General features: G+C 71.5%; 18 protein-coding genes, 4 tRNA genes, 1 other RNA gene and 2 pseudogenes. 10 read left to right on the top strand and 15 right to left on the bottom strand.

Annotation, left to right across the window (positions count from 1 at the left end; genetic code table 11):
- Positions 1-355 precede the first annotated feature (355 nt).
- Positions 356-607: a DUF3073 domain-containing protein gene (locus tag AC27LF_RS43715; RefSeq protein ID WP_121895237.1), complete on the top strand. Its 252-nt coding sequence runs from the start codon at positions 356-358 to the stop codon at positions 605-607.
- Between the two features lie 74 nt (positions 608-681).
- Here the strand turns inward: AC27LF_RS43715 and purM are convergent, their stop codons facing one another.
- From purM to purS, 7 genes are all read right to left on the bottom strand, one after another.
- The gene (gene purM / locus AC27LF_RS43710) at positions 682-1746 is read right to left on the bottom strand and encodes a phosphoribosylformylglycinamidine cyclo-ligase (RefSeq protein WP_479662095.1); all 1065 of its coding nucleotides are present in this window, start codon (positions 1744-1746) and stop codon (positions 682-684) included.
- 30 nt (positions 1747-1776) lie between these two features.
- Complete coding sequence (purF, locus tag AC27LF_RS43705; protein ID WP_404034502.1) at positions 1777-3306, bottom strand: amidophosphoribosyltransferase; 1530 nt, start codon at positions 3304-3306, stop codon at positions 1777-1779.
- 73 nt (positions 3307-3379) lie between these two features.
- Entirely contained in the window at positions 3380-4228 is an 849-nt protein-coding gene (locus AC27LF_RS43700) for an META domain-containing protein (RefSeq protein ID WP_479662096.1), read from the bottom strand.
- Positions 4229-4290: 62 nt separating this feature from the next.
- Entirely contained in the window at positions 4291-5088 is a 798-nt protein-coding gene (locus AC27LF_RS43695) for a maleylpyruvate isomerase family mycothiol-dependent enzyme (RefSeq protein WP_479662097.1), read from the bottom strand.
- 395 nt (positions 5089-5483) lie between these two features.
- Complete coding sequence (gene purL / locus AC27LF_RS43690) at positions 5484-7742, bottom strand: phosphoribosylformylglycinamidine synthase subunit PurL (RefSeq protein ID WP_479662098.1); 2259 nt, start codon at positions 7740-7742, stop codon at positions 5484-5486.
- Positions 7739-8443, bottom strand: a complete 705-nt coding sequence (gene purQ / locus AC27LF_RS43685; protein ID WP_479662099.1) for a phosphoribosylformylglycinamidine synthase subunit PurQ — start codon at positions 8441-8443, stop codon at positions 7739-7741. The genes purL and purQ overlap by 4 nt, the downstream gene beginning before the upstream one ends.
- Positions 8440-8712 carry a phosphoribosylformylglycinamidine synthase subunit PurS gene (gene purS, locus AC27LF_RS43680; RefSeq protein WP_479662100.1) on the bottom strand — a complete coding sequence of 91 codons (273 nt, stop codon included), beginning with the start codon at positions 8710-8712 and terminating at the stop codon, positions 8440-8442. The genes purQ and purS overlap by 4 nt, the downstream gene beginning before the upstream one ends.
- Before the next feature lie 309 nt (positions 8713-9021).
- Here purS and AC27LF_RS43675 point away from each other — a divergent pair, with 309 nt between their 5' ends.
- The 7 genes and pseudogenes from AC27LF_RS43675 (at position 9022) to AC27LF_RS43645 (ending at position 11967) form a co-directional block, all read left to right on the top strand.
- A complete protein-coding gene (locus AC27LF_RS43675; protein WP_404034514.1) occupies positions 9022-9339 on the top strand; it encodes a histone-like nucleoid-structuring protein Lsr2 in 318 nt (105 codons plus the stop codon).
- A 123-nt stretch (positions 9340-9462) separates the two neighbouring features.
- Positions 9463-9534: transfer RNA gene (locus tag AC27LF_RS43670), tRNA-Gly, on the top strand.
- Positions 9535-9614: 80 nt separating this feature from the next.
- A tRNA-Gly gene (locus AC27LF_RS43665) sits at positions 9615-9687 on the top strand.
- 214 nt (positions 9688-9901) lie between these two features.
- Positions 9902-9997: pseudogene (locus tag AC27LF_RS43660) on the top strand (ABC transporter permease); the annotation flags it as partial.
- Between the two features lie 39 nt (positions 9998-10036).
- Positions 10037-11260, top strand: a complete 1224-nt coding sequence (locus tag AC27LF_RS43655; protein ID WP_479662101.1) for a histidine kinase — start codon at positions 10037-10039, stop codon at positions 11258-11260.
- Positions 11257-11871, top strand: a complete 615-nt coding sequence (locus AC27LF_RS43650) for a response regulator (protein WP_479662102.1) — start codon at positions 11257-11259, stop codon at positions 11869-11871. Before AC27LF_RS43655 ends, AC27LF_RS43650 begins: the two co-directional genes overlap by 4 nt.
- Positions 11872-11894: 23 nt before the next feature.
- Positions 11895-11967 (top strand) — tRNA-Gly (locus tag AC27LF_RS43645).
- A gap of 45 nt (positions 11968-12012) precedes the next feature.
- Here AC27LF_RS43645 and AC27LF_RS43640 read toward each other — a convergent pair.
- The 6 genes from AC27LF_RS43640 to ffs form a co-directional block, all read right to left on the bottom strand.
- Positions 12013-12912: a phosphoribosylaminoimidazolesuccinocarboxamide synthase gene (locus tag AC27LF_RS43640; RefSeq protein ID WP_479662103.1), complete on the bottom strand. Its 900-nt coding sequence runs from the start codon at positions 12910-12912 to the stop codon at positions 12013-12015.
- A gap of 68 nt (positions 12913-12980) precedes the next feature.
- Positions 12981-14483, bottom strand: coding sequence for a N,N-dimethylformamidase beta subunit family domain-containing protein (locus AC27LF_RS43635; RefSeq protein WP_479662104.1), 1503 nt, complete (start codon positions 14481-14483; stop codon positions 12981-12983).
- A 460-nt stretch (positions 14484-14943) separates the two neighbouring features.
- Positions 14944-16947, bottom strand: a complete 2004-nt coding sequence (locus tag AC27LF_RS43630) for a M48 family metalloprotease (RefSeq protein ID WP_479662109.1) — start codon at positions 16945-16947, stop codon at positions 14944-14946.
- A gap of 269 nt (positions 16948-17216) precedes the next feature.
- A complete protein-coding gene (gene purD / locus AC27LF_RS43625; RefSeq protein WP_479662105.1) occupies positions 17217-18467 on the bottom strand; it encodes a phosphoribosylamine--glycine ligase in 1251 nt (416 codons plus the stop codon).
- Positions 18468-19105: 638 nt separating this feature from the next.
- On the bottom strand, positions 19106-21433 hold the full coding sequence (locus tag AC27LF_RS43620) for a DNA polymerase III subunit gamma and tau (RefSeq protein WP_479662106.1): 2328 nt from the start codon (positions 21431-21433) through the stop codon (positions 19106-19108).
- 59 nt (positions 21434-21492) lie between these two features.
- Positions 21493-21591, bottom strand: an RNA gene (ffs, locus tag AC27LF_RS43615) — signal recognition particle sRNA small type.
- Positions 21592-21662: 71 nt separating this feature from the next.
- On the opposite strand from ffs, the gene AC27LF_RS43610 reads away from it, so the two are divergent.
- Positions 21663-21747 (top strand) — tRNA-Ser (locus AC27LF_RS43610).
- A 65-nt stretch (positions 21748-21812) separates the two neighbouring features.
- Here AC27LF_RS43610 and AC27LF_RS43605 read toward each other — a convergent pair.
- Both AC27LF_RS43605 and AC27LF_RS43600 read right to left on the bottom strand, forming a co-directional pair.
- Entirely contained in the window at positions 21813-23099 is a 1287-nt protein-coding gene (locus AC27LF_RS43605) for a tyrosine-type recombinase/integrase (protein ID WP_479662107.1), read from the bottom strand.
- A gap of 224 nt (positions 23100-23323) precedes the next feature.
- Positions 23324-24001 carry a hypothetical protein gene (locus AC27LF_RS43600; RefSeq protein ID WP_479662108.1) on the bottom strand — a complete coding sequence of 226 codons (678 nt, stop codon included), beginning with the start codon at positions 23999-24001 and terminating at the stop codon, positions 23324-23326.
- An 82-nt stretch (positions 24002-24083) separates the two neighbouring features.
- Here AC27LF_RS43600 and AC27LF_RS43595 point away from each other — a divergent pair.
- Positions 24084-24398 (top strand): annotated as a pseudogene (locus tag AC27LF_RS43595) (XRE family transcriptional regulator); the annotation flags it as partial.

The raw sequence follows: 24398 nt of genomic DNA, 5'->3' as shown, positions 1-24398 counted from the left end.
TTCAGGGCGCGGTCGAACCGTTACGGACTTGGCCGGACCTGGTTGGTCACCAGGCCGGACCGGCCCCTGATCACACGTGAGATCGGTACCCGGCGGCGCGAAGTTGGAGAGAACTCTCACTTCAACCGGCGGGTCGTCCCCGGATAAGTGGTTAAAATCGCCACTGACCAGCGAGGACGGGGCACCTCGCCGGTCCTGCGCACACGCGCGTCCTGCGGGCGACGTACCGTATGGGCGCGGGCTCAGGTACCGTGGAAGCCCTACGGACGGGCCTCTCTGCGGAGAGTCCGTTCCAGATCATGAACGCGTGTCAGACTCTGGGGCCGTCGAGCCCCGTCGTTGAGGGGGTCGAGCCATGGGGCGCGGCCGGGCCAAGGCCAAGCAGACGAAGGTCGCCCGCCAGCTGAAGTACAACAGCGGTGGGACGGACCTCTCACGCCTGGCCGAGGAGCTGGGCGCATCGACGTCGAACCAGTCGCCGAACGGCGACCGCTTCGAGGACGATGAGCATGACGACGACCTGTATTCACGGTACGCCGACCTCTATGAGGACGACGACGAGGAGGACGAGGACGGCCAGTCCTCGCAACACCGTCGCGGCGCGTGACGCTGGCAGCGGCTCAGCCGTGTCATCCCGGTCCGGGGTTCACCACCGGACCGGGATTTGTGCTGACGTCGCGGTTACGCGTAGTCGCCGACCAGCCTCGCACCCGTGGGTTCGTCCCCTCGGTCGGTGATCTCGCCGGCCACCCAGGCGTCGACCCCGCGGTCGGCTAGCGTCGTGAGCGCCGTGTCCGTCGACTCCTGCGGGACGACCGCGATCATGCCGACGCCCATGTTGAGGGTCTTCTCCAGCTCCGGTCGCGCTACCTCACCCACCCTGCCGACCAGGTCGAAGACCGGGCCCGGGGCCCAGGTGGCACGGTCGACGACCGCGTGCAGCCCGTCCGGGATCACCCGCGCGAGATTGGCGGCGAGCCCGCCGCCGGTCACATGGCTGAAGGCGTGCACCTCGGCGGTGCGGGTCAACGCCAGGCAGTCCAGGGAGTAGATCCTCGTCGGCTCCAGCAGTTCCTCGCCGAGGCTACGGCCGAACTCCTCGATCCGCGCGTCCAGGGACAGCCCGGCCTGGTTCAGCAGCACATGACGGACCAGGGAGTACCCGTTCGAGTGAAGACCGGAGGACGCCATGGCGATCACCGTGTCACCCGTACGGATGAGATCCGCGCCCAGCAGCCGGTCGGCCTCCACGACGCCCGTGCCGGCGCCGGCGACATCGAAGTCGTCCTCGCCCAGCAGACCCGGGTGCTCGGCCGTCTCGCCGCCCACCAGGGCGCAGCCGGCCAGCACACAGCCCTCCGCGATGCCCTTCACGATGGCCGCGACCCGCTCAGGGCGCACCTTGCCGACGCAGATGTAGTCGGTCATGAACAGCGGCTCGGCGCCGCACACCACGATGTCGTCCATGACCATCGCGACCAGGTCATGGCCGATGGTGTCGTACACGCCCAGCTGACGGGCGATGTCGACCTTCGTGCCGACGCCGTCGGTGGCGGAGGCCAGCAGCGGGCGCTCGTAGCCCTTGAGCGCCGAGGCGTCGAACAGTCCGGCGAAGCCGCCGAGGCCGCCCAGCACCTCGGGGCGCCGGGTCTTCTTCACCCACTCCTTCATCAGCTCGACGGCGCGGTCGCCCGCCTCGATGTCGACGCCCGCGGCTGCGTAGCTGGCACCAGTGGTCTCAGGCATGACTGTGACTTTCGTGTCGTACGGCAGGTGTTACGGGCGACGGATCGCGTCGACTGCGGCCGGGGCGGCCGTGCCGGCCGCCAACTCGGTCTCCAGGAGCTGCTTGCCGAGCAGTTCGGGGTCCGGGAGTTCCATCGGGTACTCGCCGTCGAAGCAGGCGCGGCACAGGTTCGGCTTGGCGATGGTGGTCGCCTCGATCATGCCGTCGATGGAGATGTAGGCCAGGGAATCGGCGCCCAGCGAGGTGCCGATCTCGTCGATGGACATGCCGTTGGCGATCAGCTCGGCGCGGGTGGCGAAGTCGATGCCGAAGAAGCAGGGCCACTTGACGGGGGGCGAGGAGATCCGGATGTGCACCTCGGCCGCGCCCGCCTCGCGGAGCATGCGGACCAGGGCGCGCTGGGTGTTGCCGCGCACGATCGAGTCGTCCACGACGACCAGGCGCTTGCCCCTGATGACTTCCTTGAGCGGATTCAGCTTCAGACGGATGCCGAGCTGGCGGATGGTCTGCGAGGGCTGGATGAAGGTCCGGCCGACGTACGCGTTCTTGACGAGACCGGCGCCGAACGGGATCCCGCTGGCCTCCGCGTAGCCGATGGCGGCCGGGGTGCCGGACTCCGGGGTCGCTATCACCAGGTCGGCCTCGACCGGGGACTCCTTGGCGAGGCGGCGGCCCATCTCGACCCGGGAGAGATACACGTTGCGGCCGGCGATGTCGGTGTCCGGGCGGGCCAGGTACACATACTCAAAGACACAGCCCTTGGGCTTCGCTTCCGCGAATCGCGACGTACGCAGACCGTTCTCGTCGATCGCCACGAACTCGCCGGGCTCGATCTCACGCACGAAGCTGGCACCCGTGATGTCGAGGGCGGCGGTCTCCGAGGCGACCACCCAGCCGCGCTCCAGGCGGCCCAGCACCAGCGGGCGGACGCCCTGCGGGTCACGGGCGGCGTACAGGGTGTGCTCGTCCATGAAGACCAGCGAGAACGCGCCCCTGACCTTGGGGAGGACCGAGTGCGCGGCCTCCTCGATGGTCAGCGGCTTGCCGTCGTCGTCGACCTGGGCGGCGAGGAGCGCCGTGAGCAGGTCGGTGTCATTGGTGGCCGCGACCCGGGTCGAGCGGCCGTTGGTGTCCTTCGGCAGATCGGCGACCATCTCGGCGAGCTGTGCCGTGTTGACCAGGTTGCCGTTGTGGCCGAGCGCGATGGAACCGTGCGCCGTGGCGCGGAACGTCGGCTGGGCGTTCTCCCACACGGAGGCGCCGGTGGTCGAGTAGCGGGCGTGTCCGACCGCGATATGACCCTGGAGCGAACCGAGCGAAGTCTCGTCGAAGACCTGCGAGACCAGGCCCATGTCCTTGAAGACGAGGATCTGGGAGCCGTTGCTGACCGCGATTCCCGCGGATTCCTGACCCCGGTGCTGGAGGGCGTAGAGCCCGAAGTACGTGAGTTTTGCGACCTCTTCGCCCGGAGCCCAGACCCCGAAGACGCCACACGCGTCCTGGGGGCCCTTCTCGCCGGGGAGCAGATCGTGATTGAGTCGACCGTCACCACGTGGCACGCGTCCGAGTGTAGGCGAGATCGACCACTGGTCCGAATTGGCTAATGCCCCGAAGATACGTGTTCGTCATCCGTCACGGCTCCGCGACCGCGCTGACCCTCTCGCCGTTTTCGCTGGTCAGCGTGAGGCTGCGGTGATCCAGGCGGTAGCCGACCGTGCCGTCGAAGAGGCGCAGCAGGCTCTTTTCCGTACGCATGAGTGAGACGTCGCACACCCTTCGGGTGGTGGCGGCGGTGCCCAGAGTGATATGGGCGTCGCGGACCGTGGCCTTCGCGGTCACCCGGTTGCAGCCCAGGCTGCCGGTGACCCGGCCGCTCTTCTCGCCGAAGACGAGATACGGTGCGGCGCCGCCGGGCAGCGAGGCCGCGGTGCCGTCGGGGCCGCCGGCGCCGAGTGCCGTGATGGTCCACTTGGTGCCCCGCAGCGGGGCGTCCGGTTCCTCGGACAGCCGCACGGAGTCGCCGGCCTCGGTGCCGAGGGTCAGTTCGCCGCCGCGCACCCGCATGGTGAGCGGGCCGTCGGCGAGGGTACGGGCCAGCACCCGCTCGAAGGCCATCGGCTCCCGCGCGCAGCCCATCTCGGTCATCTCGGCGTCTTCGAGCGTCAGTCGGCCGCCGTCGAAGACGGCCCGGGCGCTGAACTGGTTGCAACCGTAGCTGCCCCGGACCCGGCCGTCGGTGAACTCGGCGTAGGCCCCGGCGGGCGCCCGCCGCATCGTGCCGTCCACGGTGACGCTGTCGACGCTCCAGCGGACACCGGTGACGGACGTGTGGACGGAGCCCGAGCCGCCGCCGTTCACACGCTCGCTGCCGCAGGCCGCGAGCGGCAGCAGCACGAGCGGGGCCATCAGGGTCAGGCGCCGCCGCTTCCGGTTCCTGGCCCAGGTGCGGTCCGTGCGGTCCGTGCTGTCCGTGGTCTCCATGGCCCTTGGACGCGGCAGCCCGGTCTTCGGTTCGCGCTACGACATCCGCGTATCGGTTCGTGTTACGACATCAGCGGCAGCAGCCCGCCGAGGTCCGCGCGTTCGCCGCTCGCGCTGACCTTCGCGTCCGCGACGGCGTCCGCCCAGGCCAGCCGTCCCGTGGCGAGCCGGACCCAGGTCAGCGGGTCCGTCTCCACGACGTTCGGCGGAGTGCCGCGGGTGTGCCGGGGCCCTTGCACGCACTGCACGACGGCGTACGGCGGGATGCGCACCTCGGTGGAGCCGCCCGGTGCCTTCACCGCGAGGGCGTCGGCGAGCAGACGGGTCGCCGCGGCGAGCGCCTGCCGGTCGCAGGGGACCTCAAGGCCGGGCACGGCGGCGTTCAGGTCGTCGGTGTGGACGACGAGTTCCACGGTCCGGGTGACGAGGTAGTCGGCGAGCGGCAGGGCGCCGGCGTTGGTGTCCAGAATGCGGCTGCCGGGATGCGTGTCGAGCTGGGCGACGAGGTCGCGCTCCACGTCCGTGAGGTAGGCGACCGGGTCGGGGTGGCGCCCCACCAGAGCGCGGGTGAACTCGTCGATGGCCGGGGCGTTGGCCGAGGTGGCGAACGGCCAGTCGAGGAGCGTGGTGTCCTGCCGGGGTGGCTCGGGCCGGTCGAGGGAACGGCCGATCGCCGTGACCGCCATCCCGATGTGCGCGACGAGTTCGCGTACGGTCCAGTCGCCGAGCCGCGTGGGAAGCGCCAGCTGTTCGGGGGTGAGGGTGCGGACCGCTTCCCGTACGGTGCGCAGCTGGGCGAGGACCGCGGTGCGGGTTCTGGCGGGGTCGTAGGTGCGGGTACGCGATTTGGCCGGTGGCATGGACGCTCCGCTGGGGGCCGAAAGGGTGTGTTGTGTGAGGGCGCCTTGGGAACGGGTGGGGTCCGTTGGCGGGCGGGTGCGGGTTCATTGTGGCTGAGCGCGCAGTTCCCCGCGCCCCCTTCAGGGGCGTTGGTCCTCAGCATCGTTGCGTGGTCCCGGCGCCTCCGGAAAGGGTGGGATCCGTCGGCGGGCGGGTGCCGGCTCATCGTGGCTGAGCGCGCAGTTCCCCGCGCCCCCTTCAGGGGCGTTGGTCCTCAGCATCGTTGCGTGGTCCCGGCGCCTCCGGAAGGGGCGGGATCCGTCGGCGGGCGGGTGCCGGCTCATCGTGGCTGAGCGCGCAGTTCCCCGCGCCCCCTTCAGGGGTGGAGCCCCGCCGTGGGCGGGGCTCCGGGGGGTTAGGTCAGGAGGGACGGGATTGTTGATTCGTGGGTGGTGCGTAGGTCGGTCAGGGGGAGGTCGAACTCGTTCTGGAGGGTGATCGTGTCGCCGTCCACCACGCCGATGCGGGTGGCCGGCAGGCCCCGCGCGCCGCACATGTCGTTGAAGCGGACCTCCTCCGAGCGGGGCACCGCGACGAGCGCGCGGCCGGCCGACTCGGAGAAGAGGAAGGTGAAGGCGTCCAGGCCGTCCGGCACGACCAGGCGCGCGCCCTTCCCGCCGAGCAGGGCCGACTCGACGACCGCCTGGATCAGACCGCCGTCCGACAGGTCGTGCGCGGAGTCGATCATGCCGTCGCGGGACGCGGAGATCAGGATCTCGCCGAGCAGACGCTCGCGTTCCAGGTCCACGGCCGGCGGCAGACCGCCCAGGTGGTCGTGGATCACCTGGGACCAGGCCGAGCCACCGAACTCCTCCCGCGTGTCGCCGAGGAGGTAGAGCAGCTGACCCTCCTCCTGGAAGGCGACGGGGGTGCGGCGGGCCACATCGTCGATGACGCCCAGGACCGCCACGACCGGGGTGGGGTGGATCGCGGCCTCGCCCGTCTGGTTGTACAGGGAGACGTTGCCGCCCGTCACCGGCGTGCCCAGCTGCCGGCAGCCGTCCGCGAGCCCACGCACCGCCTCCGCGAACTGCCACATCACGGCGGGGTCCTCGGGCGAGCCGAAGTTCAGGCAGTCGGAGACCGCGAGGGGCTTCGCACCGGTCGTCGCCACGTTCCGGTACGCCTCGGCGAGCGCCAGCTGCGCGCCCGTGTACGGGTCGAGCTTGGCGTAGCGGCCGTTGCCGTCCGTGGCGATGGCGACGCCGAGACCGGTCGACTCGTCGATGCGGATCATGCCCGAGTCCTCGGGCTGCGCCAGCACCGTGTTGCCCTGCACGAAGTGGTCGTACTGGGACGTGATCCACTTCTTCGACGCCTGGTTGGGTGAGCCCACGAGCTTGAGGACCTGGTCCTTCAGCTCCGCCGACGTCGCCGCCCGGGGCAGCTTGTTCGCGTCGTCCGCCTGGAGTTCGTCCTGCCAGGCCGGGCGGGCGTACGGGCGCTCGTACACCGGGCCCTCGTGCGCGACCGTGCGCGGGTCGACGTCGACGATCTTGCCGCCGTGCCAGTAGATCTCCAGCCGGTCGCCGTCGGTGACCTCGCCGATCACCGTGGCGATGACGTCCCACTTGGCGCAGATCTCCAGGAAGCGGTCGACCTTCTGAGGCTCGACCACCGCGCACATGCGTTCCTGCGACTCGCTCATGAGGATTTCCTCGGGCGAGAGCGTGGAGTCGCGCAGCGGGACGTCGTCCAGGGTGACGCGCATGCCGCCGGAGCCGTTGGAGGCCAGTTCGGAGGTGGCGCAGGACAGGCCGGCCGCGCCCAGGTCCTGGATGCCGACGACCAGCTTCTCCTGGAACGCCTCCAGGGTGCACTCGATGAGGAGCTTCTCCTGGAAGGGGTCGCCGACCTGGACGGCGGGGCGCTTGGAGGGCTTCGCCTCGTCGAAGGTCTCGGAGGCGAGGATCGAGGCGCCGCCGATGCCGTCGCCGCCCGTGCGGGCGCCGTACAGGATGACCTTGTTGCCGGCGCCGGACGCCTTCGCCAGGTGGATGTCCTCGTGCCGCATCACGCCGATGGCACCGGCGTTGACCAGCGGGTTGCCCTGGTAGCAGGCGTCGAAGACGACCTCGCCGCCGATGTTGGGCAGGCCGAGGCAGTTGCCGTAGCCGCCGATGCCGGCGACGACTCCGGGGAGCACCCGCTTGGTGTCGGGGTGGTCGGCCGCGCCGAAGCGCAGCGGGTCGACCACGGCGACCGGGCGTGCGCCCATCGCGATGATGTCGCGGACGATGCCGCCGACTCCGGTGGCCGCGCCCTGGTAGGGCTCGACGTAGGAGGGGTGGTTGTGCGACTCGACCTTGAAGGTCACGGCGTAGCCCTGGCCGACGTCCACGACGCCGGCGTTCTCGCCGATGCCGACGAGGAGCGCGTCGGACTCGGGGGCCTTCTCGCCGAACTGGCGCAGATGGACCTTGGAGGACTTGTACGAGCAGTGCTCGGACCACATGACGGAGTACATGGCGAGTTCGGCGCCGGTCGGGCGGCGGCCCAGGATCTCCACGATCCGCTCGTACTCGTCCTTCTTCAGGCCGAGTTCGGCCCAGGGCAGCTCGACGTCGGGGGTCGCGGCCGCGTGCTCGACCGTGTCCAGAGGCGTCCGGCTCATGCGCCCACCAGCTTCTTGAGGATCGAGGTGAAGAAGGGGAGGCCGTCGGTGCGGCCGGTACCGATCAGCGGTTCCACGGCGTGCTCGGGGTGCGGCATGAGGCCGACGACGTTGCCCGCCTCGTTGGTGATGCCGGCGATGTCGCGCAGCGAACCGTTGGGGTTGCCGTATCCGTCAGCGGCTTCGCCGCGGGCCAGGTAGCGGAAGACGACCCGGCCCTCGGCCTCCAGCTCGTCGAGCGTGTACGGGTCGGCGACGTACCGGCCGTCCATGTTCTTCAGCGGGATGCGGATCTCCTGGCCCTCGCGGTAGTCGCCGGTCCAGGCGGTTCGCGCGTTCTCCACCCGCAGCTTCTGGTCGCGGCAGATGAAGTGGAGGTGGTCGTTGCCGAGCATCGCACCCGGCAGGAGGTGGGCCTCGGTGAGGATCTGGAAGCCGTTGCAGATGCCGAGGACCGGCAGTCCGGCCCGCGCCTGCTCGATGACGCTCCCCATCACCGGCGAGAACCGGGAGATGGCGCCGGCCCGCAGATAGTCGCCGTAGGAGAAGCCGCCGGGCAGCACCACGGCGTCGACCTGCTTGAGGTCCTTGTCCTTGTGCCACAGGGCGACCGGTTCGGCGCCTGCGAGGCGGATCGCGCGCCGGGTGTCCTTGTCGTCGAGGCTCCCCGGGAAAGTGACGACGCCAATACGAGCGGTCACTTGGCGGCCTCCGCGACTTCCGCCTCCGCTTCGACCTTGACGGTGAAGTCCTCGATCACGGTGTTGGCGAGGAAGGATTCCGCAAGATCGTGGATGCGCGCGAGCGCGGCCTCGTCGACCGGCCCGTCAACTTCCAGTTCGAATCGCTTTCCCTGACGTACATCCGAGATGCCTTCGAAACCCAGGCGCGGCAGGGCACGCTGGACCGCCTGGCCCTGGGGGTCGAGGATCTCCGGCTTGAGCATGACGTCGACTACGACGCGTGCCACTGGCACTCCCGGTGTGTGGTGCTGAGCAGGTTCCTTCAGCGTACCCGTACGAAATTTCTACGCGGGTAGAGTTGGAGGAACCTACGTGATCGCCATCACGATCCGGCATCGAAGGGGTGCGGTTGTGAAAAGTTCCGGGAAAGATCCTCGGTCGACCCCCCATGGCTATTGCGCTCGGACACGCTGAGGGATTTAGTCGGGCTTCACATTTCATTGCCGGGCACTGTACAAATGAATTGGCAATAGCCGATACTCGGCACGTCATCGCAGCTGAGCTGTATGAGGTGCCGCACGAAGGGACCGATATTCGTGGCGCAGAAGGTCGTGGTCACTCTCTTTGACGACATCGACGGCTCGGAAGCGGCGGAAACGATCGCCTTCGGACTCGACGGCAAGTCGTACGAGATCGACCTGAACAAGGCCAACGCCAAGAAACTGCGTAAGGCCCTGGAGCCGTACGTGGCGGCCGGCCGCAAGCGGTCCAGGTCGGGCAAGGCGTACCGGCAGACGGAGGTCGCCCCCGATCCGGCGGCCGTGCGCGCCTGGGCGCAGGCGAACAAGATGGACGTGCCCGCGCGGGGCCGCATCCCCAAGAAGGTCTACGAGGCGTTCAGCGCCGCGCAGTGAGCGCGGCCGACGACAGGTCACCCGCCCCTCGACGCAACCGACTTGCGCTGCACCCCTCCTGATCAGCTAGAGTCTGGAGCACGCCGAGGGGCGAGGCCGAAAGGCCGAAGCCCCGGAGTGCTTGCGGGTGTAGTTCAGTAGCAGAACATCCCCCTTCCAGGGGGAAGGCGCAGTGTGCAATTCCTGTCACCCGCTCTGCATCGCCGTCCTGACCACTCAAGAGGATCGGGTAGGCTGGTGCCCGCACCGGTCGGTGGGAGCCGATCGGGAGCAATGCGGACGTAGCTCAGTTGGTAGAGCGCAACCTTGCCAAGGTTGAGGTCGCGAGTTCGAGCCTCGTCGTCCGCTCGGGAAATGAGACCCCGGTCCATCGGACCGGGGTTTTTCCATGGCCGTCGGGCCGACGGCCCCGGCCCCGGCCGTCTCTGACATTTGTCATGCCGGGCGATGACATCGCGCACTGCCGCCCCGCCCGGTGCGCCGGGACGCTGGTGCCATGGACAGCGACGAGCACGAGCACGTGATCGAGGTCACCGACCTCCGACGTGTCCACGGGGGCGGGTTCGAGGCACTGGGCGCCCTGGTCATCGCGCTGGCCTGGACCGTGGTCGCGGTGTTTGCTGTACGGCGGTGGTTCCGCTGGGAGCCGCGGCGCTGACCACGGGCCGACGGCCGAGGGACACAGAGGGACGGGGAGATGGGCGACGGGCACGGCTGGTGGCGGCGGAAGAGCACGCCGGGCAAGGTCGAGACCTATACGCGCTGGTCGTTCCACTTCTTCTCGGCGATGGAGCTGGCGACGATCGCACTGTCGGCGTTCGCGCGGGGGGACGCGGCCCTCGCGGGCTGGCTCACGGCGATGGTGCTGGCGCACGCGGTGCTCGGCGCCCTCACCGCCTCCCGCGCGCTGGACTGGACCCGCGGTGGGCGCCCGCAGCCGGTGCGGCTGCTGTGGGCGTACGGCGCGGTCACCTTCGGGATCGCACTCGCCGCGCTCGGCCTGAGGGAGTCCTGGCCGGACGGCGACGGCGTCGACGCGGCCACGATGACGGTGTTCGTCTGCGTGCTGACCTTCGGCGCCGGGACGATTCCGCTCGGGATGCGCAACCGGCGGCAGGTGCTCGCGCTCGTGACCGGCTTCGCGGCCGGCGCCGGACTGATCGCCCTCCCGCTGGGCGTGCCCGGTCCCGGCGCGCTGATCGCCGTCCTCACGGTCCTGGTCGGCGCCGGGCTCCTCGCCTTCACCTGCATCTTCTCCGTGTGGCTGCTGAACGCCGTCTACGAACTCGACGCGGCCCGCGAGACCCGCACCCGGCTCGCCGTCGCCGAGGAACGGCTGCGGTTCGGACGCGACCTGCACGACGTGCTGGGGCGCAACCTGTCGGTGATAGCGCTCAAGAGCGAGCTGGCCGTGCGACTCGCGCGACGCGAGCGGCCGGAGGCCGTGGAGCAGATGATCGAGGTGCAGCGCATCGCACGGGAGTCGCAGCGCGAGGTGCGGGACGTCGTACGCGGCTACCGCGACGCCGACCTCACCGTCGAACTCCACGGCGCCCAGGGTGTGTTGACCGCGGCCGGGATCGACTGCGCGGTGACGGGCGAGGCCACGGGGCTGCCCGCCGACGTGCAGTCGGCGCTGGGCTGGGTGGTGCGCGAGGCCACCACCAATGTGCTGCGGCACGGCAACGCCGTGCGCTGCCGCGTGGACCTCGGGATGCGCGACGGACACGTGGTGCTGACCGTGGAGAACGACGGGAGGTCCGGCACCCCCGACGCCACCGGCGGGGGTGCCGGGCTCGCGGGACTGCGGGAACGGCTGGCCGCGGTGGACGGCACGCTGGAGGCGGACGCCGTCGGAGCGGACGGGTTCCGGCTGGTGGCCGAGGTGCCCTTGACGAGTCAGAGCGGAGTGAGGCGATGAGTTCCCCGGTACGGCTGCTGCTCGCCGACGACGAACACCTCATCCGGGGCGCGCTGGCCGCGCTGCTCGCCCTGGAGGACGACCTCCTCGTGGTGGCGGAGGCGGCGAGCGGACCCGAGGCGCTGGCGATGGCCCGCGCCCACCGGCCGGACGTGGCCGTGCTGGATCTGCAGATGCCCGGCGCCGACGGTGTGAGGGTCGCCACATCGGTACGGGCCGAGCTGCCCGACTGCCAGGTGCTGATCGTCACCGGGCACGGCCGCCCCGGACATCTGAAACGGGCCCTCGCCGCGGGTGTGCGCGGCTTCGTGCCGAAGACGCTCAGCGCCCAGCGGCTCGCGGAGATCATCCGTACCGTGCACGCCGGAAACCGCTACGTCGACCCGGAGTTGGCCGCCGACGCGATCTCCGCCGGGGACTCTCCGCTGTCCGCGCGGGAGGCTGAGGTGCTGGAGCTGGCCGCGGACGGGGCACCGGTCGCGGAGATCGCCCAGCGGGCCGCGCTGTCCCAGGGGACCGTGCGGAACTACCTCTCCTCCGCGGTGACCAAGCTCGGCGCCGAGAACCGTCATGCCGCGGTCCGTCTCGCCCGTGAGCGAGGTTGGGTATAGTGGCTCTCGCGCCACGGCGCAACGCGGACGTAGCTCAGTTGGTAGAGCGCAACCTTGCCAAGGTTGAGGTCGCGAGTTCGAGCCTCGTCGTCCGCTCGGGAATGAGACCCCGGTCCATCGGACCGGGGTCTTTTCGTGCCGTCAGCTCCAGCTCGTGCCGGTCAGCCGCTCGTACGCCTCCAGGTACTTCGCCCGGGTCGCCGCCACGACCTCCTGCGGCAGCGCCGGCGGGGGCTGCTCGCTCCTGCGGTCCCAGCCCGACTCGGCGGAGGTCAGCCAGTCGCGCACGAACTGCTTGTCGTACGACGGCTGCGCACGGCCCGGCTGCCACTGGTCGGCCGGCCAGAAGCGGGAGGAGTCAGGGGTGAGCACCTCGTCGGCGAGGACCAGTGTCTGTCCGTCGAAGCCGAACTCGAACTTGGTGTCGGCCAGGATGATCCCGCGGTCACGGGCGATGTCCCGGGCCCGGGAGTACACGGCGAGGGTGGCCTGGCGCAGCTGCGCCGCGGTCTCCGCGCCGACCCGGCGGGCGACCTCCTCGTAGGAGACGTTCTCGTCGTGCTCGCCTACCTCGGCCTTGGTGGCCGGGGTGAAGATCGGGGCGGGCAGTTCGGAGCCGTCGACCAGGCCCTCGGGCAGGGCAAGGCCGCAGACCGTACGGGACTCGTCGTACTCGACCAGGCCCGAGCCGGTCAGATAGCCGCGGGCCACGCACTCGACGGGGATCATCCGCAGCGACTTGCAGACCAGGGTGCGGCCCGCCCAGTCGGCGGGCGCCCCCGCGGGCAGCTCCGTGCTCAGCACATGGTTCGGCACCAGGTCGGCGAGCTGGTCGAACCACCACAGGGACAGCCGGGTGAGCACCCGGCCCTTGTCGGGGATCTCGGTCGGCAGCACCCAGTCGTAGGCGGAGATGCGATCGCTGGCGACCATCACGAGGTCGCCCGCCTCGTTCTGGTACAGCTCGCGCACCTTCCCGGTGTGCAGATGCACCAGACCCGGAACCTGGATCGGTTCGGGCTTTTCGACGAATCCGGACACGGTTCCTCCCCGTGGCTCTGTCCAACGGGTTGATTCTCCCGTATCGGACAGAGGCCGCCGACAGGGGGTCAGTCCCGCTTGCAGATACGGTCCAGCAGATTCGCCGTGGCGCGCTGGACACGGCTGTCCACATGCCCGGGGCGGTCCAGGGCCGGGGACCAGGCGAACGTACCGGAAGCGAAGACGAGCGCGCCGGAGGGCGCCCGGTACAGCGAGGTCTCCTGGTGGCGCAGGACGCCGTCGTTGTCGGTGTAGGGGGAGTGGGCCAGCAGGATGCGCCCCTCGTGGTCGGGCAGCGGGGTGCGCGGGAAGTAGCGGTCGGCCTCGCCCGCCACCAGGCCGGCCAGTTCGTCGCCCTCGTACGCGCCGGTCGCCTCCCACAGCCAGTGGCTCGCGTTGCGCACGACCAGGGGGCGGGGTTCGGGGACCCGGCCCGCGTACTGGATGCCGACGAGTTGCTGCTCGGGCCGGTCGATCTCCCGCCACAGCACCGGCCGGCCGGGGCCCTTGCGCTTGCGGCAGGTGAGCAGGCGGTCGGGGACGCCGGACGGGGCGGGGCCCAGTTCCACCTGCCAGTACATGGTGTTGGCGGACAGGAAGACCAGCGAGGTGCCGTTGTCCCGGGCCAGCTCCGCGGTGCGGCGCATGTTGGCCGACCAGTACTCGTCGTGGCCGGGGAAGATCAGGCCCCGGTAGCGGGTGGGGTCGACGCGGCCGGCGTGCAGATCGCGGGCGTCGGCGTAGGCGAGGTCGTAGCCGTAGCGCTCGGCCCAGCGGATGAAGTCGTAGGCGTGGCCGACGTGCAGGGGCAGGCCCGCGCCCGCGTACGGACGGTCGAAGGAGACGGTGGTCGCCGCGTCCGCCTCGCCGAGCAGCCGGCCCTCTTCGTCCCAGGCGTGATAGAGGCTGGCGCCGGTGCGGCCGTCCTCCGGGTAGAGGTTGTATGCCTGCCAGGTGATGTCGGGCAGCAGCAGGAGCAGATCGGCGGGCCGGCTGTCGCGGACCGTGAAGGGCACGTGGGAGCGGTAGCCGTCCACGGTGGTGAGGACGGCGACGTAGGCGCCGTTGCTCCAGGACGACGGGACCTGGAGCCGCCAGGACAGCCACCAGTGGTGGCAGGAGACCGTGCGGTCGGCGGTCAGCGGCGGGGGCTGGACGATGCCGGAGAGCCGGGGGCTGGTGGTGATCTTGGCGGCGCCGTCGCCGCCGTAATGACCGATCCGGTAGACGTCGACGCTGAACTCCTGCGGCGGGTCGACCGTGATGTGGAAGTCGACGGCCTCGCCCGGTGCCACCGCGCCGGTCGAGGTGAAGCCCTTGATCTGCCGGTGCACGTCGTCGGCCGAGCGCGGGCCGCCGGACGAACGCGGCGCCGGCACCCGGGCGGTGCCGGCGGCGTTGCCGGCGGACTGCTGCGGGATCGGGTCCACGTACCAGGGGACGACATGACCCGTGTCGTCGAAGTAGGTCTCGCTGCCGCGCAGCCAGGGAACGGGTCCCTGGCCGAAGGGGTCGCTGACGGCGTGCGCGAGTGCGCCCGACTCCCAGCGGCGGATGTGCTCGGATCCCATGGTCGCTCCCCTCCCTCGTGCCCCCGTGATGCGCCGTCCGCGCTGCCACGCGCGCCCTCCGGCGCCGGGTGCGCGAACGATCCCAGCACATCACATTCCGCACGCGTATGGTCACTACTTGTGGTGAATCGACTAGAAGTGGAAGATCGACCTCCGGTATGCGGGGTGTCCCCAGGATCTCCGGGGGGCCGGGCGGGGTGCGATGCCGGGTTCCGGGGGCCGGGGCGAGTGCGACACCGGGTGCCCAGGAGCCGGGGCGAGCCGCGACACCGGATGTCCGGGAGCCGGGGCGAGCCGCGACACCGGATGTCCGGGAGCCGGGGCGAGCCGCGACACCGGATGTCCGGGAGCCGGGGCGAGCCGCGACACCGGGTGCCCAGGAGCCGGGGCGGGGCTCGACGCCGGATACCGGGGCCGGGGCGAGGTGCGATGCCGGGTGTCCGGGGGCCGGGGTGGGGTGTCAGACCAGCCGTAGTGGCTTCTCCGGGCGTATCCCCGACTCGGCCAGCCAGGCGCGCAGCGGGGCCGGGTCGCCGTCCTCGGTCAGGCTGAGCACTCTGGACCCCAGGTCGGCGGCCCGCTCTCCGTTGACCATCAGGGACGGGCCGTCGAGCCAGTCCAGGCCGGGGGTGGCGCCGGCGGTGTCCATGGCGGCGCAGCAGACCATCGCCGTGACGTGGTCGGCGAGGAGTTCACGGGCGGTGCGCGGCGGCTGGAGCGGGAAGAGCGGCAGGGCGCCGTCGTCCCACAGGGCGGTGTCGGGGCCCTGGCCGGGGGCGGCCCGGCCGGTGGGCGCGGCGGCGGCCGACGCCTCCTCACGGGCCAGCTCGGCGCTGAGCCGGGCGGCGAGCGCGGCACCGCGCGGGGTCCCGGTGTCGGCACCCGTCTCGTCGTACCGCTCCGACCACTCCGACCACTCCGGCCAATCGGACTCCGCGGCGCCGCCGGGATCGGTGACATCGGGTGGGTTGTCGGGGCCACTCGGGCCGGCGTGGTCGGCCGGGCTCGGGTAGCCGGTGGGGCCGGGGTGGTCGGTTGGGCCTGAGCGGTCGGTGAGATCGGTCCGGCCTGGGTGGTCGGTGAGGTCCCTCCGGTGCGGTTGGTCGGTGAGGTCCCTCGGGTGCCCGTGGTCGGTGAGGTCCGTCGGGTGCGGGTGGTCGGTGAGGTCGAGGGGGGCGGTGGGGGTCGGTGGGTGTGACAGGTGGTCGAGGACCCGGGCCAGGGTGGGGCCCTCGGGGTCCCGGGCGGTGGCGTCCGGCACCGGGCGTACGCCCAACGCGTCCAGGACGCGGTGGAGCCGGGCGGCGTCCGTACGCCACTTGCGGTCGACGACCTCCTCCGGGTACTCCTGCCAGTCCACCGGTGACCAGTCGGGTCCCGGCTCCGCCGGGCCGCCGTGGAAGAGGCGGGCGGCGAGCAGCGAGGCGGCCTCGTCCACCGTGCCGGGCTCCTCCAGCAGATCGCAGGCCGGACGCTCGCCGAGCCGGGAGGCGAAGCCCTCGGCCAGCCGGTCACGGCGGGACAGCTCGGTCAGCGCCGCGACGACGCCCGCGTCCAGCCGGGACGGCCAGCGGCCCATCCGCCAGGCGGGGAGCGCGACGCGGGTCAGCAGCCGGTCCCAGCCCGCGTACGCCAGGCCCACCTGCTCCTGCGCGACGATCCGCAGGCCGTAGTCCACGGCCTGGGCACGCTCGGCGGCGGCCGCCGCCACGCCCCGCTCCATCTCGGCGGCATGCCCCCGGCAGCCGCGCAGCATCAGCCGGGCCGCCCAGCCGGCGCCCGCGAGCACGGTGCGGGCGAGCGGGCCGCGGCCGGGCGCCGAGGTCACGGCCACCGCCGCGTCCAGCCCCCGGACGAAGCGGCGGGCCGCCGCTATGTCGGGGTGCGCCGAGGGTCCCGTACCGGCGACGACCGGGGCGAGGACCGCGCGCAGCTCACCGACGCGCATCCACCACAGGAAGGGAGAGCCGATCACAAGGACGGGCGTGGCGGGCGTACGACGGTGGGGGCGCCGCCCCGGGTCCGTCAGTTCGTCGCGACGGCGTGCCGCGGGCGGGCCGTGCGCGGGGTGGGTGCGGTCCTCCAGCCAGCTGTCGCAGTCCGGGGTGAGCGCTATGGCGGACGGTGCCGGTACGTCCAGGCGGTCGGCGAGGTCGCGCACCATCCGGTACAGATCCGGGGCGGACTCCTCGAAGATCGGGATCGTCGGGCTGACGGCGGGCCGGGCGCGGGCCACGACCAGGGCGACGCCCGCCGCGGCCAGCAGCACCAGCAGGGCGACCACGGTCACGATCCCGCGCGCGATGTCCCAGCCGCCGCCCACGAGATGGCCGGTGCTGCCCCCGGTCAGCAGGATCACGGCCGCCGCGGCGGGCAGCACCGCCACGGCCAGCGCCCGGCCGCGCACCCGCAGCACGGCGAGCGCCCGGGAGCGCGCGGCCTGCGCGCCCGCCTCCACATCCATACCGCTCACGACCGGACGTCACCCCCTTACTGTCCTGGCGCTTTCCTGGCGTTGCTCACTCCCCCACTGTGGCACCCGCCACTGACATCGCAATGCCGGTGGGCCAAGTGCCGGAACGCATGCGCCGCACCCTAGTTGGGGCCCCGGCCGCCGTCAGCCGGATGGAACATCGCTCACTCGATGGAATGGCTTTGGTCAGAGGTGGATGACGGACGGCAAAGATCAGGCCCCGGATTTGCGTCCGGGGCCTGAGCTGCGTCGACGTGCGGTCAGACGCCCGCCGCCTGGGCCGCGATGTCCGTACGGTGCTGGGATCCGTCGAGACCGATACGCCCCACGGCCGTGTACGCGCGGTCGCGGGCCTGGGCCAGGTCCGCGCCGGTCGCCGTCACGGACAGGACCCGGCCGCCGGCGCTGACGATCGCGTCGCCGTCCCGCCTGGTCCCGGCGTGCAGGACGTAGGTGTGCGGGGCGTCCTCGGCGGCCACCGCGTCGAGACCGCTGATCGGGTCGCCGGTGCGCGGGCTGCCGGGGTAGTTGTGCGAGGCGACGACCACGGTGACCGCGGCGTCCTCGCTCCAGCGCAGCGGCTCCACGTCGGCGAGGGTGCCCCGCGCGGCGGCGAGCAGCACGCCGGCCAGCGGGGTCTTCAGCCGGGCCAGCACCGCCTGGGTCTCGGGGTCGCCGAAGCGGGCGTTGAACTCGATGACCCGCACGCCGCGCGAGGTGATCGCGAGGCCGGCGTAGAGCAGGCCGGAGAAGGGGATGCCGCGGCGGCGCATCTCGACGACGGTCGGCCGCAGAACGGTCTCCAGGACCTCGTCCACCAGCTTCGGGTCGGCCCAGGGCAGCGGCGAGTACGCGCCCATGCCGCCGGTGTTGGGGCCCTCGTCCCCGTCCAGGGCGCGCTTGAAGTCCTGCGCGGGCTGGAGCGGGACGACGGTCTCGCCGTCGGTGATCGCGAACAGGGACACCTCGGGGCCGTCGAGGAACTCCTCCACGACCACGCGCTCGCAGGCGGCGGCGTGCGCCTTCGCGGCGGCGAGGTCATGCGTGACGACGACGCCCTTGCCTGCGGCGAGACCGTCGTCCTTGACGACGTACGGCGCCCCGAAGGCGTCGAGCGCCGCGGCGACCTGGTCGGCGCTGGTGCAGACGTAGGAGCGGGCCGTGGGCACCCCGGCCGCCGCCATCACGTCCTTGGCGAACGCCTTGGATCCCTCGATCCGCGCGGCCTCCCCGGACGGGCCGAACACGGGGATGCCCGCCGCGCGCACGTGGTCGGCGACCCCGGCGACCAGCGGGGCCTCCGGGCCGACGACCACGAGGTCGGCGCCGAGTCCGGTGGCCAGTGCGGCGACGGCCGCGCCGTCGAGGGCGTCGACCGGGTGCAGCTCGGCGACCTCGGCGATGCCGGCGTTGCCGGGGGCGCAGTGCAGCGCGGTGACGGCGGGGTCGAGGGACAGGGAACGGCACAGGGCGTGTTCGCGGGCGCCGCCGCCGATGACGAGGACCTTCACGGGGTCAGCCTAACCGGCACGGAGGGCACCACTTTGTGCGGGCCGCCGAGGGGGCGGGGGCGGCGGGCTTGTACGAACCGCCGAAGGCCTCCGGAGAAGGCCGGAGAAATCCAAAGAAACCCAAAGGAACCGGCGAGATCTGGAGACAAGGAGGAATGAGAAGGGAGAAGTACGGGAGGGAGGGGCGAGGACTGCTGGCGCACTTGGACGGGATCGCGCCCTGGGTCGGGCGGGGAGGGCCGGCGTATCCGGACCGCCCGCTGCCCTCGGTCGGCGAGAATCGCCGGCGTACCCGGACCCCACCCCGGGGCGGCGCGGGCCGCTGGCGCAACGGTCGGCGAGGAACGCTGACGCATGCGGCCCACCTCCGGTCAGCGAAGAGCGCAACGGGACCGGCCGCTGCCCCCGTTCGGCGGGGAGTTGCCGGCGTGCCCGGACCGGCCACTGCCCCCGGTCAGCGAAGAGCGCACCGGTACTGGCCACTGCCCCCGGTCAGCGAACAGCGCTGGTGCACCCGGACCGGGCCGCTCCCCGGGGCGGCGAGGACCGCTGGCGCACCGGACCGGGCCGCTCCCCGGGGCGGCGAGGTCCGCTGGCGTACCGGGATCGCCCGCTCCTCGGTCGGTGCGGGTCGTGTCCTAGTCGTTCGTGAACTCCTCCACCACCGTCGCGCCCAGTTCCCGCACGATCAGTTCGTGGCCGGACAGGGCCGACTCGTCGAGGTCGGGGTCGTCGTCCTCGGGGATGTCGTCCTCGGGGGCGACCGGGGGCGGCTCCGGAGCCGCCGTCGGCCGGGGAGCCGGGGCGGCGGCGGTCGGCGCGGCGGCGGACCGGTCCTGGGGCGCCGCGGGTGGCGGTGCCGCCTGCTGGGGTGCGGCGGGGCGTGGGCCGGGCGCGGTGCCGGGGGCGCCGTAACCCTGGGCCCCCTGCTGGGTTCCCTGGGTTCCGCCACCGCCGTGGCCGCCTCCGCCGCCGTAGCCGCCCGGAGTTCCGCCGGTCGGCGCCGGGGCCGAGCCGCCGGACGGGTCGACGATCGCCTCGATCTTCCACTGCACGTTGAACTGCTCGGCCAACGCCTGCCGCAGTACGTCCTCGCTGCCGCTGCTCGCGAAGTTGTCGCGGGCGCCCGCGTTGACGAAGCCGAGTTGGAGGGTGCTGCCGTCGAAGCCTGCGACCTGGGCGTTCTGGCTGAGCAGGATCCAGGTGAAGCGGCGGCGGTTCTTGACGGCCTCCAGGATGTTCGGCCAGAGCATGCGGGGGTCGAGACCGCCGGGGGCGGGCGCCGCCGGGGCCTGCGGGGCGGCGGCCGGAACCTGCGGGGCGGCGGCCGGGGCCTGCGGGGCGGCGGCCGGGGCCTGTGGTGCGGCGGGAGCCTGGGGGGCTGCGGCGGCCGGGGGCTGTTGTCCGCCGCCCGCCGCGGCCGCCGTGGGCCAGCCGCCGGGCCGTCGCCCACCGCCCGCGGGCGCCGCGGTGGGCCAGGCGCCCGGGGTGGCGGCGGGAGCGGACGTCGGGTTTTGGGAGGCGGCCGGTGCGGGGGCCGGCTGAGCCGCGGGCGCGGGCGTCGGAGTCGCCGGGGCCTGCGGGCTCGCGGCGGCCGGGGCCGTGGACATGGCACCGGGAGGGGTTCCCGGTGGTGTCTGCGGAGGCGTCGCCGGAGGTGTCGTCGGGGAGGCGCCGCCGCCCGGTGTCCGCACGGCCGCGCGGGCCGCGGCGGGACCACCGCCGGGCAGCCCACCGCCGCCTCCCGGGTGGGCGTCGGGACCGGGGACGTACCCCGCCGTGGGGGCGCCGCCGCCTCCGGAGAAGTTGACGCCGCGCTCAAGCCGGTCGAGGCGTGCCATGACGGAACGCTCGTCCCCGTAAGCCGCGGGCAGCAGCACGCGCGCGCAGATGAGTTCGAGCTGGAGGCGGGGCGAGGTGGCGCCGCGCATCTCGGTCAACCCCTCGTTGACCAGGTCGGCGGCGCGGCTCAGCTCGGCGGCGCCGAAGATGCCCGCCTGGGCCTGCATCCGCTCGACGACATCGGCGGGGGCGTCGATGAGCCCCTTCTCCGCCGCGTCCGGCACGGCGGCGAGGATCACCAGGTCACGCAGCCGTTCCAGCAGATCGGCGACGAACCGACGGGGGTCGTTGCCCCCTTCGATCACCCGGTCCACGACCTCGAAGGCGGCGGCCCCGTCACCGGTGGCGAACGCCTCGACCACGGAGTCCAGCAACGACCCGTCGGTGTACCCGAGCAGCGCGGTGGCCATGGCGTACGTCACACCGTCGGAGTCCGCGCCCGCGAGGAGCTGGTCCATGACGGACATGGAGTCACGCACGGACCCGGCCCCGGCGCGCACCACGAGCGGCAGCACCCCGTCCTCGACCGGGATGTTCTCCTTCTGGCACACCTCGGCGAGGTAGTCCCGCAGGGTGCCGGGCGGCACCAGCCGGAACGGGTAGTGATGGGTCCGCGACCGGATGGTCCCGATGACCTTCTCGGGCTCGGTGGTGGCGAAGATGAACTTGAGGTGCTCCGGCGGCTCCTCGACGACCTTCAGCAGGGCGTTGAAGCCGGCCGACGTGACCATGTGGGCCTCGTCGATGATGTAGATCTTGTAGCGGCTGCCGGCGGGGCCGAAGAATGCCTTCTCGCGCAGCTCGCGGGCGTCGTCCACGCCGCCGTGCGACGCGGCGTCGATCTCGATGACGTCGATGGAACCGGGCCCGTTCCTGGCCAGGTCACGGCAGGACTGGCAGGCGCCGCACGGCGTGGGCGTCGGCCCCTGCTCGCAGTTCAGGCAGCGGGCCAGGATGCGCGCGCTCGTCGTCTTGCCACATCCGCGCGGCCCGCTGAACAGGTACGCGTGATTGACCCGGTTGTTCCGCAGCGCCTGCTGCAACGGGTCGGTGACATGCTCCTGCCCGATGACCTCGGCGAAGGTCTCCGGGCGATAGCGGCGGTACAGCGCGAGAGACGACACGCTTACGAGGTTATAGGCGCCCACCGACAACGATCCCCGCCGCGGTCCCCGCCCCCGGGCATGACAGCGCCCCCCACGCACCCGTCAGAGCCAACCTACCCTTGCTGCCTTCCGGCCCTGGGGGAGTTCAGTCAGATAGCGCCGCGTGAGGGGCTTCGCAAAGAATACCCGATGCGAGCGGGAGGAACGAGTTCGCGAGCACTCCTCCGGGTCATGTAATGTTTCCGGCGGAGGATTCGCCTAGAGGCCTAGGGCGCACGCTTGGAAAGCGTGTTGGGGGCAACCCCTCACGAGTTCGAATCTCGTATCCTCCGCAGCCGCCTGAACAGGCAAAACGAAGGGGCCCGCTGATCTTCAGCGGGCCCCTTCGTTGTTGTCCTCAGCCGTCGTTGTCCTGGTTTTTGTCCACAGGGGGCGTTTCCGGGGGTCCCCAGATGGCATCCGCGATCTTCCGGGCCACGTCCTTGAGCATGGCGTCCGGCACATGCAGGTACCTCGCCCGCATGCTCGCGGAGGTGCCCGGCTCCCACCCCATGATCTGATCAATGACGCGGTCCGGGACACCGAGCAACATGAGGACGGTGGCGGCCGTGTGCCGGGCGTCGTGCAGCCGCGCGTTCCGGACCCCCGCGTCTTCCAGCAGCCGCTTCCAGTCGTGATAGTCCGTGTTCGGACTCAGCGGGCCACCCAGTGGCTTGGTGAACACGTAGTCCGACTCGATCCACAGGTCACCGGCCGCCTTGCGCTCCCGCTCCTGCGTCTCGGCATGGACGCGGAGCATGGCGACCAACGGACCGGGGAGGGGCACGGCGCGGCGGCCGACGCGGGACTTGGTGTTCTTGGTCTCGCGCCGAACCTGCACCTTGTCCGGGCAGTACCCCGCTTTCGCCCGGCCACACGGTGAGGCTTCCGGGCACCCGTGCTTGTACCGGGGGCGCAGCCGGTTCCGGCGCAGCTTCAGGTACTCGTTGGCGAGGTCGACGTCAGACCAGCGCAGTCCGAGCGTCTCGCCCTGCCGCAGTCCGAGCGCCAGCGCCAGCATCCAACGCGCGCTGTTCCGCCACTTGTTGGCTTCCAGCAACAGGCACTGAACCTCTTCCACGGAGTAGGGCTCAACCTCGGATTCGTCCTCTTCCATCCGTGGCGGCTTCGCCAAAGCGGCGGCGTTCTTCGCCGCGTAGCCGCGCCGCACCGCCTCCCCCAGCGCGGTTCGGGCGGTGCGGTGAGCCTGGTGAGCCGTGCCGGCCTTTCGCTCCCCGTTCGCCTGCATACGGCGGTACAGGCTTTCCAGGTGCTCGGGCTGCAAGCGGTCAAGGCGGTGCTTGCCGACACCAGGAACGAGGTGCACGCGAACGGCGACCTCGTAGCCGTCGTACGTGTTCTCGCTGACGGTCGGCTTGGCGATGTTCTCAACCCAGTGTTGAAGCCACTTCTCAACCGTCCACGCCTTGCCCGGCTGTTGCGCCGACCCCCCGTCACGCTGCTTCTCCAGCTTCTTGACCTCTTCAACCAGGTCGTCGCGCGTCTTGCGGGTCAGGTGTCGACGGTGCGGCTCTCCGTTGTCCTTGTAGCCCATCGGCACGCGGGCGTGCCAACGGCCGTCTGCCCCGAGGTAGATGGCCGATTCGCCGTTGGCACGGCGAGTGGCCTTCTTCTTCTCTGCCACAGGCAGGCTCCTGTTTCTTGGTGTCGGGATAGGGACCGGGGCGGCGGGCTGTCCTGTCCGGGAGTGCTGCCGCCCCGGGCGTGGTCAAGCGGCTCGTTTGGCCGCGCGTCGGCGGGCGAGGTATTCGGCGGGTGCGTCTGCGGGAACGCGACGGAGACGGCCGATGTCGCTGGGGTTGCTACCGGTAGCGACGTCTGCCGCTACCGGTAGCACCCTTCGGGGACCTATCCGGCGCCCCGCTTCTTGTTGCGCTCCGTAATCGCGGCGGCGATGTCATCGGGCTTGATGCCGCGCTTGTTGACCTGTTCGCCGTCGATGCGACGGCTGATCTGCCCCGTGCCGATCCCGAACGGCTTGAGCGCTGCGGTGAGCGCTTCGGCCTTGGGCTTGGGCTCCAGTTCGGCCCACGGGCCGTAGACGTCCGGGCGCAGGTCGGCGAGGCGGTCAACGACCGTTTCGGACCACATCTTGGCCTCGCCCTTGCCGAGTACGGCCGCGACGTCGTCAAGGATCGTCGCGGACGTCTCCGCCGCCGGTACCTCACCAACCGCGTCACCCGACAGCGTCCCCTCCGCCTCACGCAGCGCGGCAGCACGGGGCAGGATGCGGTCGGCGTCGCGGCCGTCGGCGAGGTAGGTGCGCACGATCCCGGAGTCGTCCGACATGCCCTTGAGCAGACCCACGCCCTTGTGGGACTTCAGCAGCTTGGACGCGTCCAGCCCCTCCGAGTACGCCCCGGCGCCGAGGATGACATCGGACACCTGGTAGGCGCCGACCCGCAGGGCGAACCGGGCCTGATGCTGGTCACGCAGCTCCGACGGGCATGCCTTGTCGTCCGGCTTCTGCGTGGACGTCATCACGGACACGCCGACGGCCGGGGCGACCCGGGCGAGGTAGACCATCAGCGACAGGATCTCTTTGCCGTGCTCGGGGTGGGAGTCCGGCCAGGCACCGAACGACTTCTATCAACCGATCATCGCGGCCGTGTTCGGCACGGTGACGCACGCGCTCTTCCCTGCTCCGTCACGGCGGGACGGTGACAAGGAGATCTTGACGGCAAGCGGGATGGAGACTCTGGAGATCGTGAGTCGCCTGAACCGGTCCGACGTCGACGGCGCGACGCTAGATGCTCTCCGGATCACCACGGACCGCCTCTGCTCTGAGTACCCCTACATGCCAAGCGATCAGCTCCTCATCGAGGGGCGGCAGTGGCTTCGCCGCGTCGTTGACCTGACCGCGAAGAACCTCACGCTCGCACAGCACCGCGAAGTGCTCGCCCTGTCTGGCTGGCTCGCCTTG

It is taken from the genome of Streptomyces diversicolor (genome assembly GCF_057537855.1).
The sequence above is the reverse complement of the archived record's forward strand: the minus strand, read 5'-3'. Positions and strand labels throughout refer to the sequence as shown.

Excerpts from the sequence above, each read along its gene's own strand:
- AC27LF_RS43715 (WP_121895237.1), top strand. The coding sequence starts at position 356 with ATGGGGCGCGGCCGGGCCAAGGCCAAGCAGACGAAGGTCGCCCGCCAG.
- purM (WP_479662095.1), bottom strand. The coding sequence starts at position 1,746 with ATGCCTGAGACCACTGGTGCCAGCTACGCAGCCGCGGGCGTCGACATC.
- AC27LF_RS43700 (WP_479662096.1), bottom strand. The coding sequence starts at position 4,228 with ATGGAGACCACGGACAGCACGGACCGCACGGACCGCACCTGGGCCAGG.
- AC27LF_RS43695 (WP_479662097.1), bottom strand. The coding sequence starts at position 5,088 with ATGCCACCGGCCAAATCGCGTACCCGCACCTACGACCCCGCCAGAACC.
- purL (WP_479662098.1), bottom strand. The coding sequence starts at position 7,742 with ATGAGCCGGACGCCTCTGGACACGGTCGAGCACGCGGCCGCGACCCCC.
- AC27LF_RS43655 (WP_479662101.1), top strand. The coding sequence starts at position 10,037 with ATGGGCGACGGGCACGGCTGGTGGCGGCGGAAGAGCACGCCGGGCAAG.
- AC27LF_RS43650 (WP_479662102.1), top strand. The coding sequence starts at position 11,257 with ATGAGTTCCCCGGTACGGCTGCTGCTCGCCGACGACGAACACCTCATC.
- AC27LF_RS43635 (WP_479662104.1), bottom strand. The coding sequence starts at position 14,483 with ATGGGATCCGAGCACATCCGCCGCTGGGAGTCGGGCGCACTCGCGCAC.
- AC27LF_RS43630 (WP_479662109.1), bottom strand. The coding sequence starts at position 16,947 with ATGGATGTGGAGGCGGGCGCGCAGGCCGCGCGCTCCCGGGCGCTCGCC.
- AC27LF_RS43600 (WP_479662108.1), bottom strand. The coding sequence starts at position 24,001 with ATGGTCTACCTCGCCCGGGTCGCCCCGGCCGTCGGCGTGTCCGTGATG.